At 71.7% G+C, this 14,461-nt stretch carries 13 protein-coding genes; 5 read left to right on the top strand and 8 right to left on the bottom strand.

Translation table 11 applies throughout. The features are described from left to right. Positions 1 to 19 precede the first annotated feature (19 nt). A complete protein-coding gene (locus ACWD4J_RS20445; protein ID WP_451396793.1) occupies positions 20 to 1,081 on the top strand; it encodes a sugar ABC transporter substrate-binding protein in 1,062 nt (353 codons plus the stop codon). A 1-nt stretch (position 1,082) separates the two neighbouring features. Next, on the top strand, positions 1,083 to 2,672 hold the full coding sequence (locus ACWD4J_RS20440) for a sugar ABC transporter ATP-binding protein (protein ID WP_451396792.1): 1,590 nt from the start codon (positions 1,083 to 1,085) through the stop codon (positions 2,670 to 2,672). A 58-nt stretch (positions 2,673 to 2,730) separates the two neighbouring features. Here the strand turns inward: ACWD4J_RS20440 and ACWD4J_RS20435 are convergent, their stop codons facing one another. From ACWD4J_RS20435 to ACWD4J_RS20415, 5 genes are all read right to left on the bottom strand, one after another. Further along, positions 2,731 to 3,468, bottom strand: a complete 738-nt coding sequence (locus tag ACWD4J_RS20435) for an IclR family transcriptional regulator (RefSeq protein WP_451396791.1) — start codon at positions 3,466 to 3,468, stop codon at positions 2,731 to 2,733. A 129-nt stretch (positions 3,469 to 3,597) separates the two neighbouring features. Then, on the bottom strand, positions 3,598 to 5,217 hold the full coding sequence (locus ACWD4J_RS20430; RefSeq protein ID WP_451396790.1) for a thiamine pyrophosphate-binding protein: 1,620 nt from the start codon (positions 5,215 to 5,217) through the stop codon (positions 3,598 to 3,600). Between the two features lie 522 nt (positions 5,218 to 5,739). Further along, positions 5,740 to 7,911 (bottom strand): 3-hydroxyacyl-CoA dehydrogenase NAD-binding domain-containing protein, encoded by a 2,172-nt coding sequence (locus ACWD4J_RS20425; protein WP_451396789.1) that lies wholly within the window; start codon positions 7,909 to 7,911, stop codon positions 5,740 to 5,742. Positions 7,912 to 7,964: 53 nt separating this feature from the next. After that, positions 7,965 to 9,179, bottom strand: coding sequence for an acetyl-CoA C-acetyltransferase (locus tag ACWD4J_RS20420; RefSeq protein WP_451396788.1), 1,215 nt, complete (start codon positions 9,177 to 9,179; stop codon positions 7,965 to 7,967). A gap of 3 nt (positions 9,180 to 9,182) precedes the next feature. Further along, positions 9,183 to 10,379 carry a CaiB/BaiF CoA transferase family protein gene (locus ACWD4J_RS20415; RefSeq protein ID WP_451396787.1) on the bottom strand — a complete coding sequence of 399 codons (1,197 nt, stop codon included), beginning with the start codon at positions 10,377 to 10,379 and terminating at the stop codon, positions 9,183 to 9,185. Positions 10,380 to 10,575: 196 nt separating this feature from the next. On the opposite strand from ACWD4J_RS20415, the gene ACWD4J_RS20410 reads away from it, so the two are divergent. After that, entirely contained in the window at positions 10,576 to 11,766 is a 1,191-nt protein-coding gene (locus tag ACWD4J_RS20410; protein ID WP_451396786.1) for a saccharopine dehydrogenase family protein, read from the top strand. 1 nt (position 11,767) lies between these two features. On the opposite strand, the gene mmpA is transcribed toward ACWD4J_RS20410, so the two are convergent. Then, on the bottom strand, positions 11,768 to 11,950 hold the full coding sequence (gene mmpA, locus ACWD4J_RS20405) for a morphogenic membrane protein MmpA (RefSeq protein WP_451396785.1): 183 nt from the start codon (positions 11,948 to 11,950) through the stop codon (positions 11,768 to 11,770). Between the two features lie 42 nt (positions 11,951 to 11,992). Further along, positions 11,993 to 12,700, bottom strand: coding sequence for an endonuclease V (locus ACWD4J_RS20400; protein ID WP_451396784.1), 708 nt, complete (start codon positions 12,698 to 12,700; stop codon positions 11,993 to 11,995). Between the two features lie 41 nt (positions 12,701 to 12,741). Here ACWD4J_RS20400 and ACWD4J_RS20395 point away from each other — a divergent pair, with 41 nt between their 5' ends. Next, entirely contained in the window at positions 12,742 to 13,041 is a 300-nt protein-coding gene (locus ACWD4J_RS20395; RefSeq protein WP_451396783.1) for a YciI family protein, read from the top strand. Positions 13,042 to 13,095: 54 nt separating this feature from the next. Here the strand turns inward: ACWD4J_RS20395 and ACWD4J_RS20390 are convergent, their stop codons facing one another. Continuing rightward, positions 13,096 to 13,419, bottom strand: coding sequence for a plasmid stabilization protein (locus ACWD4J_RS20390; protein WP_451396782.1), 324 nt, complete (start codon positions 13,417 to 13,419; stop codon positions 13,096 to 13,098). A 368-nt stretch (positions 13,420 to 13,787) separates the two neighbouring features. On the opposite strand from ACWD4J_RS20390, the gene ACWD4J_RS20385 reads away from it, so the two are divergent. After that, the gene (locus ACWD4J_RS20385) at positions 13,788 to 14,204 is read left to right on the top strand and encodes an SsgA family sporulation/cell division regulator (RefSeq protein WP_451396781.1); all 417 of its coding nucleotides are present in this window, start codon (positions 13,788 to 13,790) and stop codon (positions 14,202 to 14,204) included. Positions 14,205 to 14,461 lie beyond the last annotated feature (257 nt).

The following is a 14,461-nucleotide window of genomic DNA, read 5'->3' as shown; positions in this document are numbered from 1 at the left end:
ACCGCCGAATGGAGGCCCGATGCACCGCCGAATCCGTATGGTGTCCGCCGCGCTGGGTGCGCTCGCCCTGCTGACCGCCGGGTGCGGAGGCGGCGACTCAGGAGGCAAGGGCGGCGAACTCGACATGGGCATCGCGGTGGCCAACATCAGCCTCAACTTCGCCCATGAGATGGTGCTGGGAGCCGAGAGCGCCGCCGAGCACGCCAAAAACGTCGACTTCAAGGCGGTCGGGCCGCCCAACACCGACGGCCCGGCCGAGGTCCAGCTGTTCCAGAACCTCACCACCACCGCCAAGGACGGCATCGTCCTGGAGAACCTCGATCCGCCGATCTTCACCCGTCCCGCGGCCCGAGCCGTCGACAGGGGCATCCCGATCGTGGCCCTGGACACCTCCCCCACCGACGGCTCCAAGGTCACGTTCTACGTCGGCAACGACAACTACGCACTGGGCGAGCTCATGGCCAAGGAGGCACTGAAGCGGCTGGGTGACGACCCCGAGGGCGAGATCGTCATCGGCGTGCCCAACCCCGGTACGCCGGTGCTCGACAACCGGGCCAAGGGCATCGCGGACACGTTCAAGAAGGAGGCACCGAAGGTCGAGGTGCTGGGCCCCTTCCAGACCTACAGCGATCCCGGCCAGAACTACAACTCGTGGTCGGCGCAGGTCAGCGCGCATCCGGACGCACTCGCCTTCCTGGGCGTCGGTGACGCCGACAGCTACAACCTCGCCAAGCTCAAGAAGCAGCGCAAGGGCAAGTGGCTCACGGCCGGCTTCGACGTCGACCCGAAGACCCTGGAGGCGGTGAAGGACGGCTCCAACTTCGTCACCATCGATCCGCAGCACTTCCTCAAGGGCTATCTGTCGACGGCGATCCTCATCGACTCGGTACGCGACAACGACGGCAAGCTGCCCGACGGCTGGTTCCTCTCGCCCGGTGGCGTCGTCGACTCGTCCAACATCGACGAGATCATCACCCGCCAGAAGTCGGCGAAGGCGGCGTACGACTGGTACAAGCCGGTGATCGAAAAGCTGCTCGGCGACCAAGACGCCCAGCTCAAGCCGCTGAAGGACGCACGCTGAGATGACCGATGAGACGACGGGGTCCGGTACGGAAGGCACCCCCGACGCAGACGCCGCGACCGCCGCGGCCGGCATGCTGACCGCCCGCGGCCTGGTCAAGTCGTACGGCGGTGTGACCGCCCTCGACAGGGCCGGCATCGTGCTCCGCGCCGGCGAGGTGCACGCGCTCGTGGGCGAGAACGGGGCGGGCAAGTCGACCCTGGTCAAGATCCTCTCCGGGGTGGTCTCCGCCGATGCCGGGACGGTGACGCCGGTTCTGGCGGCGAAGACGGGCGGCATCGCCGTCGTCTCCCAGGAACTGAGCCTCTTCCCGGATCTCTCCGTACGGGAGAACCTCTTCCCGCACCGCCCGCCGCGCCGCTTCGGGCTGCTGGACCGGGACGCCATGGACCGCGCGGCGCGGCCGGTCCTGGCCGAACTCGGACTGGACGTCGCCCCCGGCACGCATGTGAGCGAACTCCCGCTCGCCGACCAGCAGTTGACGGAGATCGCCCGCGCGCTGCTGCTGCGCCCCCGTGTTCTGATCCTCGACGAGCCGACGTCCGCGCTGCCCGCTGCCGCGGTGGAACGGCTGGAGAGCGTCCTGCGGACGCTCACCCGGCGGGGCATCGCCGTCCTGTATGTCACCCACTTCCTGGAGGAGGTGATGCGCTTCGCGCAGCACGTGACCGTACTGCGGGACGGGCGCGTGGCGCTGGCGGGCGTGGCGCGCGAAGAGGTGAGCGTCGAGGCGCTGGTGACGGCGATGCTCGGCGGGGCGCCGCCGGCTCCCCAGCGGGCCGAGGGCGGCACGGCCCGACGGGATCCGGCGCGGCGGCCGCCCGTCGTCCTGGACGGGGTGTGCCTGCCGGGCCGCCTCACCGATGTGACGCTCACCGTCCGGGCAGGCGAGGTGGTGGGAGTCGCGGGGCTGCAGGGCGCCGGTCATCTGGACGCGCTGAAGGTGGTGTGCGGCAGGGCGGCGGTCAGTGCGGGCCTGGTGGACATCGCGGGCCGGGGCCGGCCCCGGTCGCTGCGCGAGGCGGTGCGCTCAGGCGTGGCGTTCGTACCCAGCGACCGCAAGCGGTACGGGCTGATGACCGAGCGCACCGTGTGGGAGAACACCACGGCTGTCAGCTGGCTGGCGCTCGGCCGCGGCGGGCTGATGCCCTCGCGTACGGAACTGGTGCGCCGTACGACAGAGCTGACGCGACGGCTGCGGCTGCGCGGCGGCCCCCACGACGTGGTGGGTCGGCTGTCGGGCGGCAACCAGCAGAAGGTCGTCTTCGCGAAGTGGCTGGCCACGGACCCGGAGATCGTGGTCCTGGACGATCCGACACGGGGTGTCGACGTCGGCGTACGGGCCGAGATGCACCGCATCGTGCGCGAGTTGGCGGCGGGCGGCGCGGCGGTGCTCGTCGCATCGACGGACCTCGCCGAACTCACGGAAGTGTGCGACCGGGTCCTGGTCTTCGCCCACGGCCGCATCACGGACGAGCTGAGCGGACCGGGCCTGACGGAACACGGTCTGGCAGTGGCGATCCAGTCGGGGGGACAGGCCGGCTCGTCGCCTCGGCAGTCCAGGTCCTCAGGCCGGCGCCCCGGACCATGATCGACCCGGCACCGGGCCTCACCCGCAGTGCGTCACCCGGAGGGCGTTCTGGGCGGCATCACGCGGCGAGCGCTCTCGTCAGCGCACGCGCCGCCGCGCACACCGCCGCGCACACGCGGTCCACGTCGAGCCGCCGAGTCCCCCCGGTGACCGAGATCGCCGCCACGGGCCGGGAGCCGGGCCCGCCCGCGTACACGGGCGCGGCGACGGCGGAGATGCCGACCTCCGCCTCCTCGCGGTTGACGCCGTACCCGCGCGCTCTCGTCCGGGCGAGGTCCTGTGCCAGCTGCCCCGGCAGAACCATGGTGCGCGGGGTCAGCCGCGCCAGCGTGCCGGGCGGCGGGAGCGGTTCATGGGCGAGGAACACCTTCCCGGTGGCCGTGCAGTGCGCCGGCAGCCGGCCGCCCGTGCGCGAGACGATCGGGGTGGCGTGGCGCCCGGTGAGCTTCTCCAGGAAGAGTGTGTCGCTGCCGTCGGGAACCGCGAGATGGACGTTTTCGTGCGTCGCCTCGTACAGGTCGGACAGGTACGGCAGTGCCGCGTCGCGCAGTGCGCGCGCGCCGGGCGCTGACTGGCCGAGGACGAAAAGGGAGAGCCCGAGCCGGTAGCGGCCGTCCGGTACGCGCTCCACCAGCCCGAGCCGGACGAGTTCGCCGAGCATCCGATGGGCGGTCGGTTTGGGCAAGCCTGTGCGTTCGGCGAGCTCGGTGAGCGCGAGCTCGTCCCCCGCGTCACCGCAGGCGCGCAGCAGCGCGACCCCGCGGGCGAGCACAGACTTCGGCGGCTGCTGGCTCATGGGGAACGATGGTCGGGCCGCGGACCGGGGTTGACAAGGCCTCGGCAGCCTTGAGTTGACAGATCATCAGCACCTATCGGCCGGCCCGTCTCAGAGATCTCACCGCAAGGGATCTCACCGCAAGGGATCTCACCGCAGAGGAACATCGACGAGCATCGGACGTTTCAACCTGTCCGCCTCGGCCACGACTGCTCGCAGGTGCGCGGCGCTGGTGGCCCGTACCGCGTCGATCCCGAAGAAGCGTGCGGCCCGGGTGAAGTCGAGGTGCCCCAGTTCGGTGCCCGGGCAGGCGCCGGGCAGGCCGAGCGCCGCATAGGTGTCCTGGAGCGTGCGGTAGGCGCCGTTGCTCATCACCACGAACAGCACGGGGACCTCGTGGCGGGCCGCGCTCCACAGTCCTTGCAGACCGAACATCGCGCAGCCGTCACCGAGTACGGCGACGACGGGCCGCCCGGGCTCGGCCAGCGCGCGCCCGACGGCGGCCCCGACGCCCCAGCCCAGCCCCCCGCCGACGGTGTGCGTGTAGCTGCCCGGCCGCTCGAGCCGTACGAGACGCCGCAGCAGCAGTCCCACCGTGATGGCCTCCTCGACGACCACGGCACCCGCCGGCAGCCCGTCAGCCACGGCGTGTGCCGCGGCCCACGGGGCGAGCGGGGCGTCGGAGTACGCGGAGAGCGCTTCCGCGGCGACGCGTTCCCGCTCGGCGGCGTGCCGCTCGCCCGCCTCCTGGGTGCGGTCCTTCGCGACATGGGCCGGGATCTGCCGTCGCAACAGCTCTGCCAGTCGGTCGAGGGACGGCGCGAGCCCGCCCACGAGCCCGGCGTCGGCGGGGAAGTTGCGGCCGATCTCGTTCGGGTCGGAATCGAGCTGGACGACGGTGATGCCGTCCGGGAGCGGCGGGCCGGGCGCGTAGTGGTGCGGGGTGAAGGCGTGCGCACCGGCGATCAGGACGGTGTCGTACGGGGTCAGGGCGGCACGTATGGCGTCGTGCCGGGGCGGCAGCATCCCCGCGTACAGGGGGTGCGTCGTCGGGAAGTCGAGGGCGTCGGCCATCGGCTGGTGGTGGACGGTGGCCCCGCACGCCTCGGCGGTCCGGATCAGCGCGTCGAGAGCACTTTCGCGCGCGACGCCGTCCCCGGCCACGATCACCGGGCGGTCCGCCGCGGCGAGCAGCGCGGCTGCGCGGTCGAGGCCGGTGGCGGGCCCCGCGAGCGGCGGCACGGTACGGGCGGGAAGCGCCACCTCGGTGTCCTCCATGAGCAGGTCCATGGGCACGGAGAGGAAGACGGGGCCCGCGGGCGGCCTGACGGCCAGGGCGAAGGCGCGGCGCAACGCGAGCGGCAGATCGCGGGCGTGCTGCACATCGGTGGTGGCCTTGACGGCCGGTGCGGCGATGGCGACGAGATCACCGGAGAGCATGGGGTCCTGCTGGAGGTGACGGCGGTCCTGCTGGCCCGCCATGACGACGAGCGGGGTACGCGACCTGCGGGCGTTGAGCAGCCCGATGAGCCCGTTGGCGAGGCCCGCCGCGATGTGCAGGCTGACGAAGGCGGGGCGGCCGGTGGCGCGGGTGTATCCGTCGGCCATGGATACGACGGCGCCCTCGTGGACGCCGAGGACGTAGTCGAGCCCGTCCTCCACGAGGGCGCCGAGCAGCGGGAGCTCTGTGGTGCCGGGGTTGCCGAAGACCCGCTCCACGCCCTCGCTGCGCAGGATCGCCATCAGGGCCTGGGCGGGTCGCAGCGGCATCCTGGGCTCCTCGGGCCGGGGAACGGGACCGGGTCGCCGATCAGCGTCTGGTCCCCGGGCCGGAACGGCAAGGACGTCGTACCGGTGAGTGATACAGGCGCTGCGGGGTCGGACGGCGTCGGCCGGCTGGGGCAGCCGGACCGGCCAGGTCAGCCCGGCCGGTCGGCGCGCCCGGTCCGGGCTGGGCTCACCCGGTCCGTTCGCGGCTCGCCCGGAGCCGCTCGCGGTCGGCTCCCCCGGAGCCGCTCGGCTCGCCAGGGGTCGGCTCGGGGCCTGCCCATCCGCTTGGTACCCGACGCGGTCGATGCCGCCGACGCGACCTGCCTGGTCCGGGCCTGGCCCACTCGGCCCGCCCGGCCCGCCTCGTCCGAGCCCACTCGGTGGTCGGCGGGCGCCGGGGCAGCACGGGCCGTTGGCCGCGGGGCGCCTGGCCAGGGGGCGGCGCCGGCACGACCCGCCCACCCAGCACACCCGTCCGCTCCACTGGCCCTGGCCGGCCCAGCTGCGCAGCCCTCCGGCCGCTCAGTCGCTGAACTTCTCTCCCCTCTCGGCCTTCTCGACGAGCAGCGCGGGCGGCTGGAACCGTTCTCCGTAGCGCTCGGCGAGTTCACGCGCGCGTGCCACGAAGCCCGGCAGACCGCCCTCGTAGCCGTTGATGTACTGCAGGACGCCGCCGGTCCAGCCGGGGAAGCCGATGCCGAAGATGGAGCCGATGTTGGCGTCGGCGACGGACGTCAGCACGCCCTCCTCGAGGAGGCGGACGGTGTCCAGCGCCTCCGAGAACAGCATGCGTTCCTGCATGTCCTCGAACGGGATCTCGTATCCGGGCGTGGTGAAGTGCTCGCGCAGTCCGGGCCACAGCCCGGCCCGCTTGCCGTCCGCGTACTCGTAGAAGCCCGCACCGCCGCTCCTGCCGGTGCGGCCGAACTCGTCGACCATGCGGTCGATGACCGCCTCGGCGGGGTGCGGGGTCCAGGTGCCGCCCGCCTCCTCGACAGCGAGCTGCGTCTCGCGGCGGATCTTCCGCGGCAGAGTCAGGGTGAGCTCGTCCATCAGCGACAGGACCTTCGCCGGGTACCCGGCCTGGGCCGCCGCCTGCTCGACCGACGCGGGCTCGATGCCCTCGCCGACCATCGCGACGCCCTCGTTGATGAAGTGCCCGATGACACGCGAGGTGAAGAAGCCGCGCGAGTCGTTGACGACGATCGGGGTCTTCCGGATCTGCCGGACCAGGTCGAAGGCGCGCGCGATGGTCTCGTCGCCGGTGCGCTCGCCCTTGATGATCTCGACGAGCGGCATCTTGTCGACGGGCGAGAAGAAGTGCAGTCCGATGAAGTCCTGGGGCCGCTCGACGCCCTCGGCGAGCAGCGTGATGGGCAGGGTCGAGGTGTTGGAGCACAGCAGCGCGTCCGGGTCGACGACGTTCTGGATCTCCTGGAACACCTTGTGCTTGAGCGCCGGGTCCTCGAAGACGGCCTCGATCACCGCGTCGCAGCCCGCCAGGTCGGCGGGGTCGGCGGTCGGAGTGATGCGGGCGAGCAGGGCGTCGGCCTTCTCCTGGCTGGTACGCCCCTTGGCGACGGCCTTGGCGCAGAGCTTCTCGGAGTAGCCCTTGCCGCGCTCGGCGGCGTCCACCGAGACGTCCTTGAGGACAACGTCGATACCGGCGCGAGCACACGAGTACGCGATGCCCGCGCCCATCATCCCGGCGCCCAGCACCGCGACCCGGCGGACCTGGCGCGGCTCGATGCCCGTCGGCCGGTTCCTGCCCGCGTTCACGGCCTGGAGGTCGAAGAAGAACGCCTGGATCATGTTCTTCGCGGTCTGCCCGATGACGAGCTCGGTGAAGTACCGGGCCTCGATGGTGAGAGCGGTCTCGAAGTCGACCTGAGAGCCCTCGACCGCCGCCGCCAGGATGTTGCGCGGCGCCGGGTAGGGCGCGCCGTTCAGCTGCTTCCTCAGGTTGGCGGGGAACGCGGGGAGGTTGGCGGCGAACTTCGGGTTCGACGGGGTGCCGCCCGGGATCCGGTAGCCCGGCACGTCCCAGGGCTGCCGGGCCTCGGGGTTGGCGTCGATGAACGCGCGGGCCCTGGCCATCATCTCCTCGTGCGATGAGACCACTTCGTGGACGAGACCGTTCTCGAGGGCGCGCTGCGGCGCGTACTGGGTGCCCTGGAGCAGCACCTTCAGCAGCGCGTCCGCGATGCCCATCAGCCGTACGGTGCGGGTCACGCCGCCGCCGCCCGGGAGCAGGCCCAGGGTGACCTCGGGCAGGCCGATCTTGGATCCGGGTGCGTCCAGCGCGATCCGGTGGTGGCTGGCGAGCGCGATCTCGTAACCGCCGCCGAGCGCCGCGCCGTTGATCGCCGCGACGACCGGCTTGCCCAGGGTCTCGATGCGGCGCAGGGAGTCCTTGATGCCGGTGCTCATGTCGAAGACATGCTGGGCCTGCTCGGGACCGGTCTCGATCATCTCCTTGAGGTCGCCGCCCGCGAAGAACGTCTTCTTGGCCGAGGTGTAGATGATGCCGCGGATGGAGTCCTTCTCGGCCTCGGCGCGGTCGGCGATCGCGGCGATGGAGCCCCGGAAGGCCTTGTTCATGGTGTTCGCGGACTGGCTGGGGTCGTCGAGGACGAGGGTGACGACGCCGGACTCGTCCTGTTCCCAGCGGATGGTGGTGGGCTCGGTGCTCATCTGCGGTGCTCCGTAAGAGTCGGAAAGACTGGGGGCTGGAGGGGACGGGACGCTCAGAGGCGCTCGACGACGGTGGCGATGCCCATGCCGCCGCCGACGCAGAGCGTGGCGAGGCCGTACCGCTTGTCCTGGCGTTCGAGTTCGTCGACGAGGGTGCCGAGGATCATCGCGCCGGTGGCTCCGAGCGGATGGCCGAGGGCGATGGCGCCGCCGTTGACGTTGACCTTGTCCAGGGACAGGCCCATGTCCTTCACGAAACGCAGCACGACGGCCGCGAAGGCCTCGTTGATCTCGACGAGGTCGATGTCGTCGACGGTCAGCCCGGCCTTGGCGAGCGCCTTGCGGGTCGCGGGCGCGGGTCCGGTCAGCATGATCGTGGGCTCGGAGCCGGAGACGGCGGCCGAGACGATACGGGCGCGCGGCCGCAGACCATAGCGCTCGCCGACCTCCTTCGAGCCGATGGCGACCAGCGAGGCGCCGTCGACGATGCCGGACGAGTTGCCCGCGTGGTGCACGTGGTCGATCTTCTCGACCCAGTGGTACTTCTGCAGCGCCACGGCGTCGAAGCCGCCCAGGTCCCCGATGTCGGCGAACGACGGCTTGAGCCCGGCGAGCGAGTCGGCGGTCGTGCCGGGGCGCAGATGCTCGTCGTGGTCGAGTACGACGAGGCCGCTGCGGTCGCGGACGGGTACGACGGACCTGTCGAAGCGGCCGTCCTTCCAGGCGGCCGCGGCACGCTCCTGAGACAGCGCCGCGTACTCGTCGACGTCGCGCCGCGAGAAGCCCTCGATCGTGGCGATCAGGTCGGCGCCGATGCCCTGCGGCACGAAGTTGACGGCGAGGTTGGTCATCGGGTCGTTGAACCAGGCGCCCCCGTCCGAGGCCATGGGCACGCGCGACATCGACTCGACGCCGCCCGCGAGGACCAGGTCCTCCCAGCCCGAACGCACCTTGGCCGCCGCCAGGTTGACCGCCTCCAGACCCGAGGCACAGAAGCGGTTCTCCTGCACCCCGGCGACCGTGTCGGGCAGGCCCGCGGCGATGGCGGCGGTACGCGCGATGTCGGAGCCCTGGTCGCCGACCGGGCTGACGACGCCGAGCACGATGTCGTCGATCGCGGCGGGGTCGAGATCGGGGAAGCGGGCGCGGATCTCATGGATCAGACCGACCACGAGGTCGATGGGCTTGGTGCCGTGCAGGCCGCCGTTCGCCTTGCCGCGCCCGCGCGGGGTCCGGATGGCGTCGTACACATACGCTTCGGTGGTCATCGGTCAGTCGCCGTCCTTCGTGGTGTGCTGTGCCGGGTTCGGGGCGCCCGGCGCCGGGGTGGAGCTGTTCGGGGTCAGGTTCGGGAGGTCCCAGTCGCGGGCCACGTCGGCGGTGTGGGCGCCGGGCTGTGCGGGCCCGCTGCGCACGGTGGTGGGCGTGGCGGAGAAACGGGGCGCGGGCGCGGGCTGGGTGATGCCGCTGTGGTCGGTGAAGGTGCCGCGCGCGGCGAGATGGGGATGGGCCGGTGCCTCTCTCAGCGAGAGGACGGGCGCAACGCATGCGTCGGAGTCCGCGAAGACCGCGGTCCACTCCTCGCGCGTACGGGTCTTGAAGCGGGCGGCGACGGCCTCGCGCAGTTCGCCCCAGCGTGCCATGTCCCAGCGGGCCGGAGCCTCATCGCGGATGCCGAGGAGCTCGGCGAACTCGTCGTAGAACTGCTGCTCCAGCGCGCCGACCGCCATGTACCCGCCGTCCGCGGTCTCGTAGCAGCCGTAGAACGGGCAGCCTCCGTCCAGCAGGTTCGCGCCCCGGCGGTCCTGCCAGCCGCCCGCCGCGAGCATGCCGTGGATCATCGCGGAGAGATGCGACGCACCGTCGACGATCGCCGCGTCCACGACCTGTCCGGTGCCGGTCGCCCGTGCGTACTGGAGCGCCGCCAGGACGCCGACGACGAGGTAGAGGGAGCCGCCCGCGAAGTCGCCGACGAGGTTCACGGGGACGGTGGGCGGCTCGCCCGGCTTGCCGATCATGCCGAGTGTGCCGGTGAGCGCGATGTACGCGATGTCGTGCCCGGCACGGTGGGCGAGCGGCCCGTCCTGGCCCCAGCCCGTCATCCGCCCGTAGACGAGTCGCGGATTGCGGGCCCGGCAGGCCTCCGGGCCGATACCGAGGCGCTCGGCGACGCCCGGCCGGAACCCCTCGATGAGGATGTCGGCACGTTCGGCCAGCTCCAGGACGCGGGCCGGTCCGTCCTCCGCCTTGAGGTCGATCAGCACCGAGCGCTTGTTGCGGTTGGTGACGTCGTACGCGGGGGCGATGCCCAGTGCGGCTCCGCCGGGGCGGTCGACGCGTACGACATCGGCGCCGAGGTCGGCGAGGAGCATGGCGGCGAACGGCCCGGGACCGATGCCCGCCAGCTCCACGACGCGCACGCCGGCGAGCGGACCGCGGGCCGCCGGCCTGGTCTGTTCATCTGCCATTGCGCCCCCAGTAGCGTGACACCATTGCTGTAACACCAACGATGTTAAGAACGCGTTCCATGCCCCACAAGACCTGGGCGAGCAAGCGCTTAGCCAATTGTGGGGTCCAGGGGCGTGGGGCGCCGCTTCAACCCCGTGGAGCCCACGCTAGCCTCGGCCCCCGACAGCGGCCCGCAACGCACGGCTGAGGGGTGCCATGAGCAGGCAGAACAGGACCGATCGGGCGTATGACGTCGTACTCTTCGGCGCGACCGGATTCGTGGGGCGGCTGACGGCGGAGTATCTGGCCGGCCATGCACCCGAAGGGCTGCGCTGGGCGATCGCGGGCCGCAGCACGACCAAGCTGGAGGAGCTGCGCGAACAGCTCGCCGCCCTCGCACCGGGGCACCCGGAACCCGCCCTCCTGCGGGCCGATGTGTCCGACCCGGCGTCGCTGCGCGAGATGGCGGCGCACGCGCGCGTGGTGGCCACGACGGTCGGTCCGTATCTCAGCTACGGGCAGGACCTCGTCGCCGCCTGCGCCGAGGCCGGCACCGACTACGCCGACCTGGCGGGCGAGCCCGAGTTCGTCGATCTCACCTACGTCAGGCACGACGCACGCGCGCGTGAGACAGGTGCCCGCCTCGTGCACGCCTGCGGATTCGACTCGGTACCGCACGACCTGGGCGCGTACTTCACGGTGCTGCAGCTGCCCGAGGGCGTACCGCTGCGCATCGACGGCTTCGTGCGGTCCAATGCGATGTTCTCGGGCGGCACGTTCGCATCCGCGCTGAACCAGTTCTCGCGCGGTCCGCAGATGCTGGCGGCCGCGCGCGACCGACGACGGCACGAGCCGCGTCTGCTGGGCCGCCGCGCCTACGCGCCGGCAGGCTCTCCGCGGTACGCCAAGGAGGTCGCCGCCTGGGCGCTGCTCCTGCCGACGATCGATCCGCAGATCGTGCAGCGGTCGGCTCGGTCCCTCGAGCGGTACGGACCGGACTTCCGGTACCGGCACTACGCGGCCGTCAAGCGGCTGCCGTTCGCCGTGGGCGGCGTCGCGGCCGCAGGCGCCCTGTACGCGTCGGCCCAGCTTCCGCACGCCCGACGCTGGCTGTCGAACCGTCTCAGGCCGGGTGAGGGCCCGGACGAGCAGCGGCGCGAGCGGAGCTGGTTCTCGGTGCGGTTCGTGGGCGAGGGCGGAGGCCGCCGGGTGTTCACCGAGGTCGCGGGCGGCGATCCCGGCTACGGCGAGACGGCGAAGATGTTCGCCGAGTCGGCGCTGTCGCTCGCGCTCGACGATCTGCCCGAGACGGCGGGCCAGGTGACGACCGCGGTCGCGATGGGCGACGCCCTCATGGACCGGCTGCGCGCGGCGGGGATCACCTTCCGGGTGGCGGCCGAGAGGTGAGTCACCACGATATGACGGTGTAGATCATCCCGCCGATCCAGGCGAGTGCGGCGATGACCGCCATGACCAGAGCGGCAGTCACGGTGCGCTCGAGCGGGTGGAGCGGTGCGGCGGCGGCCTTCGGGGCGCGGTGCGAACTAATGCGGCACAGCCTGCCGACCGCGGCGGCCCCCGAGATCCGCACAGATACACAACGGACATCCGTACGGATACTCAGTCGGCTCGACTACTCAGTCGGCTCGTCCCGGGCGGCCGCCTCACCCAGTGCCCGGCGGCACAGCGCGTCCGCGCGCCGTGTGGACTCCGGAAGGCGGTAGCGCGGGGTCAGCCGGAGCGTGTGAGCGCATGCGGTGTCCAGGCTGACGCGGTGCCCGACGGAGACGAAGACCGGCTTGACGCCGTCCTGGGTGCGCACCGCTCTGCCCACCTCCTCGTCCCCGTCGACCAGGGGCGAAAAGGAACCGCGCGGTGTGCCCGGTTCCTCGTACGAGAAGGTGAAGGGCTTCTTGGCGACGCCGATCGACGGCAGTCCCGTGAGGACGCCGAGGTGGCTCGCGAGCCCGAAGCGACGCGGATGGGCGCGGCCGTAGCCGTCACAGACGACCGTTCCGGGGTCGGCGCCGAGCCTGTGGAGGGCGGCCAGCACGGTGGGTATCTCACGGAAGGCGAGCAGCCCGGGGACGTACGGGAAGGAGATCCGGCCGACGGCGGTCGCCTCATCGACGACCTCCAGGGTCGCCGCGTCGAGGACCACGGCCGCGGCGGCGACCAGGTCCCGCTCGTCGTCGTACGCGACGTCGACCCCCGTGACATGCCCGGTCCCCGGCGCCGGCCCGGGCTCGTCGAGCACCACCCGGGTCCGCAACTCCTCCTGGATCGCACGGGCTTGCGCCTCGGTGGTGGGCCAGTCCCCGGGAATGCTCACAGTTCTCATGGTGCCGTCGAGGGTACGGGGCCGCGGGTACGATCGCGATCATGTTCGTACTGGAACTGACCTACACCGCACCTCTCGAGGCCGTCGACGCCGCCTTGCCGGCGCATGTCGAGTGGCTGGAGAAGCACTACGCGTCCGGTACTTTCCTCGCTTCGGGCCGCAAGCACCCCCGGGACGGCGGCGTCATCCTCGCCGTCGGCGACGACCGGGCAGAGATCGAGAAGATCACGGCGGCCGATCCGTTCGCCGTGGCGGGCGTGTGCGCCTATCGGATCACGGAGTTCATCGCGACGAAGACGGCGCCCGAGCTGGCCGCCCACCGGCAGCAGCTCCCCGGCTGACGCGCGAAGGGCCGGGCCGGGCCGGTGCACCGTCCCGGCCCTTCGTGGGCGCGGTCAACGGCCCAGCGCGCGGGACAGCTGGTCCTTGTTCATCTTCGAACGGCCTTCGATGTTCCGGCTCCTGGCCTCCTGGTAGAGCTGGTCATACGTCGGCCCCTGCGATCCCCGACCGGAACGGAGGCCGCCGCGGCGGCCCGACGAGATGTCCTCGGTCGAGGTGCGGCTCGCGGTCTTCGACTCGCCCTGCCGGGCCCGCTCCTTGTTCACCGTCCTCGCGGCGATCTCCTCGGCGCGGTCCTTGCTCTCACCGCACTCGAGCTGGCTCTCCTTGATGTGCTCATACTGGCGTTCCCGTTTGGGGCTAGAGCCGCGTGGCATGGTCGTGCTCCTCACTCTGTGACAACGGCCCCTGAATCAGGCAAGCATGACTTCCGCACCGCCGCACCGCAGATGGCCCCGGCCCGGACGCCGGCCGGGGGGCCGTCCAGGTCAACCTTCATCCCGAGGGGTACGCGCGCGTGGAGCACCGCCCACGGACGGCCGGAGGTCGCCGCCCTGGAGACGAGCCGGGCGAACCGAACCGGACGGGCCTCCATGACGTCTGTCACCGCGACGGAGCGACGGGATTGAAGCGGGTGACAGAGGTCACTCGGCCGGGGCATGCACGCATTCGCTCGTTCTGCCGTCTATACAAGGGCCGGCGCCATCAGCCCAGCCTTCGATCAGCCGTCACCAGGGAGCAGGCGTTGTCCACCGTCATCGAACAATCCGTAGAGGCCCGCCTCGTCGCGGCCGTGCCGCGGATGCCGACCATCCCCGCGACGCTGCACTACGACCGGCGTGATCCCTTCGCCGTGCGGATCACCTTCCCGGCACCGGCGACCCTGGCCGGCGTCGAGGTCTGCTGGACGTTCGCACGGGACCTGCTCAGCACCGGCATCGACCGGCCAGCCGGCCAGGGCGACGTGCAGCTGCGGCCGTACGGCTACGACCGCACGGTCCTCGAGTTCCACGCCTGCGAGGGCACCGCGATCGTCCATGTCCGCACGGGAGAGCTGCGCCGCTTCCTTGCGCGCACCTTCGCGATCGTGCCTGCGGGCGAGGAGCACCTCCATCTCGGCCTGGACCACGACCTCGCCGAGCTGCTGGGCGGTGCCTGCTGAAGCAGCCGCCCGGGGCCGTCACCCGGAAGCCAAGCACCCGCTGAGCGCTCGCCCGCGCCGGACTGCGCGCCGAAAATACATTTGACGCCGATGGGGCGCTCTCGTAGCGTTCACAACGGTTCTGTTGCCGTCGATTGGAGAAGGACGTTGCTCGTCTGAGGTCCTGGGACACCGTGTCACACAGCCCCTTGCTGCCGTGTGCACAGCGTGCGACCTCGGCGTACGAGCCGTCCTCCGGCGCGGGCCTTCCTTCCCGC

This window comes from Streptomyces sp. NPDC002577, from assembly GCF_053594815.1.
The sequence above is the reverse complement of the archived record's forward strand: the minus strand, read 5'-3'. Positions and strand labels throughout refer to the sequence as shown.

What these genes read in the sequence shown, in the direction of transcription:
- ACWD4J_RS20445 (WP_451396793.1), top strand. Translation starts at nt 20, where the DNA reads ATGCACCGCCGAATCCGTATGGTGTCCGCCGCGCTGGGTGCGCTCGCC.
- ACWD4J_RS20440 (WP_451396792.1), top strand. Translation starts at nt 1,083, where the DNA reads ATGACCGATGAGACGACGGGGTCCGGTACGGAAGGCACCCCCGACGCA.
- ACWD4J_RS20435 (WP_451396791.1), bottom strand. Translation starts at nt 3,468, where the DNA reads ATGAGCCAGCAGCCGCCGAAGTCTGTGCTCGCCCGCGGGGTCGCGCTG.
- ACWD4J_RS20430 (WP_451396790.1), bottom strand. Translation starts at nt 5,217, where the DNA reads ATGCCGCTGCGACCCGCCCAGGCCCTGATGGCGATCCTGCGCAGCGAG.
- ACWD4J_RS20425 (WP_451396789.1), bottom strand. Translation starts at nt 7,911, where the DNA reads ATGAGCACCGAGCCCACCACCATCCGCTGGGAACAGGACGAGTCCGGC.
- ACWD4J_RS20420 (WP_451396788.1), bottom strand. Translation starts at nt 9,179, where the DNA reads ATGACCACCGAAGCGTATGTGTACGACGCCATCCGGACCCCGCGCGGG.
- ACWD4J_RS20415 (WP_451396787.1), bottom strand. Translation starts at nt 10,379, where the DNA reads ATGGCAGATGAACAGACCAGGCCGGCGGCCCGCGGTCCGCTCGCCGGC.
- ACWD4J_RS20410 (WP_451396786.1), top strand. Translation starts at nt 10,576, where the DNA reads ATGAGCAGGCAGAACAGGACCGATCGGGCGTATGACGTCGTACTCTTC.
- ACWD4J_RS20400 (WP_451396784.1), bottom strand. Translation starts at nt 12,700, where the DNA reads ATGAGAACTGTGAGCATTCCCGGGGACTGGCCCACCACCGAGGCGCAA.
- ACWD4J_RS20395 (WP_451396783.1), top strand. Translation starts at nt 12,742, where the DNA reads ATGTTCGTACTGGAACTGACCTACACCGCACCTCTCGAGGCCGTCGAC.
- ACWD4J_RS20390 (WP_451396782.1), bottom strand. Translation starts at nt 13,419, where the DNA reads ATGCCACGCGGCTCTAGCCCCAAACGGGAACGCCAGTATGAGCACATC.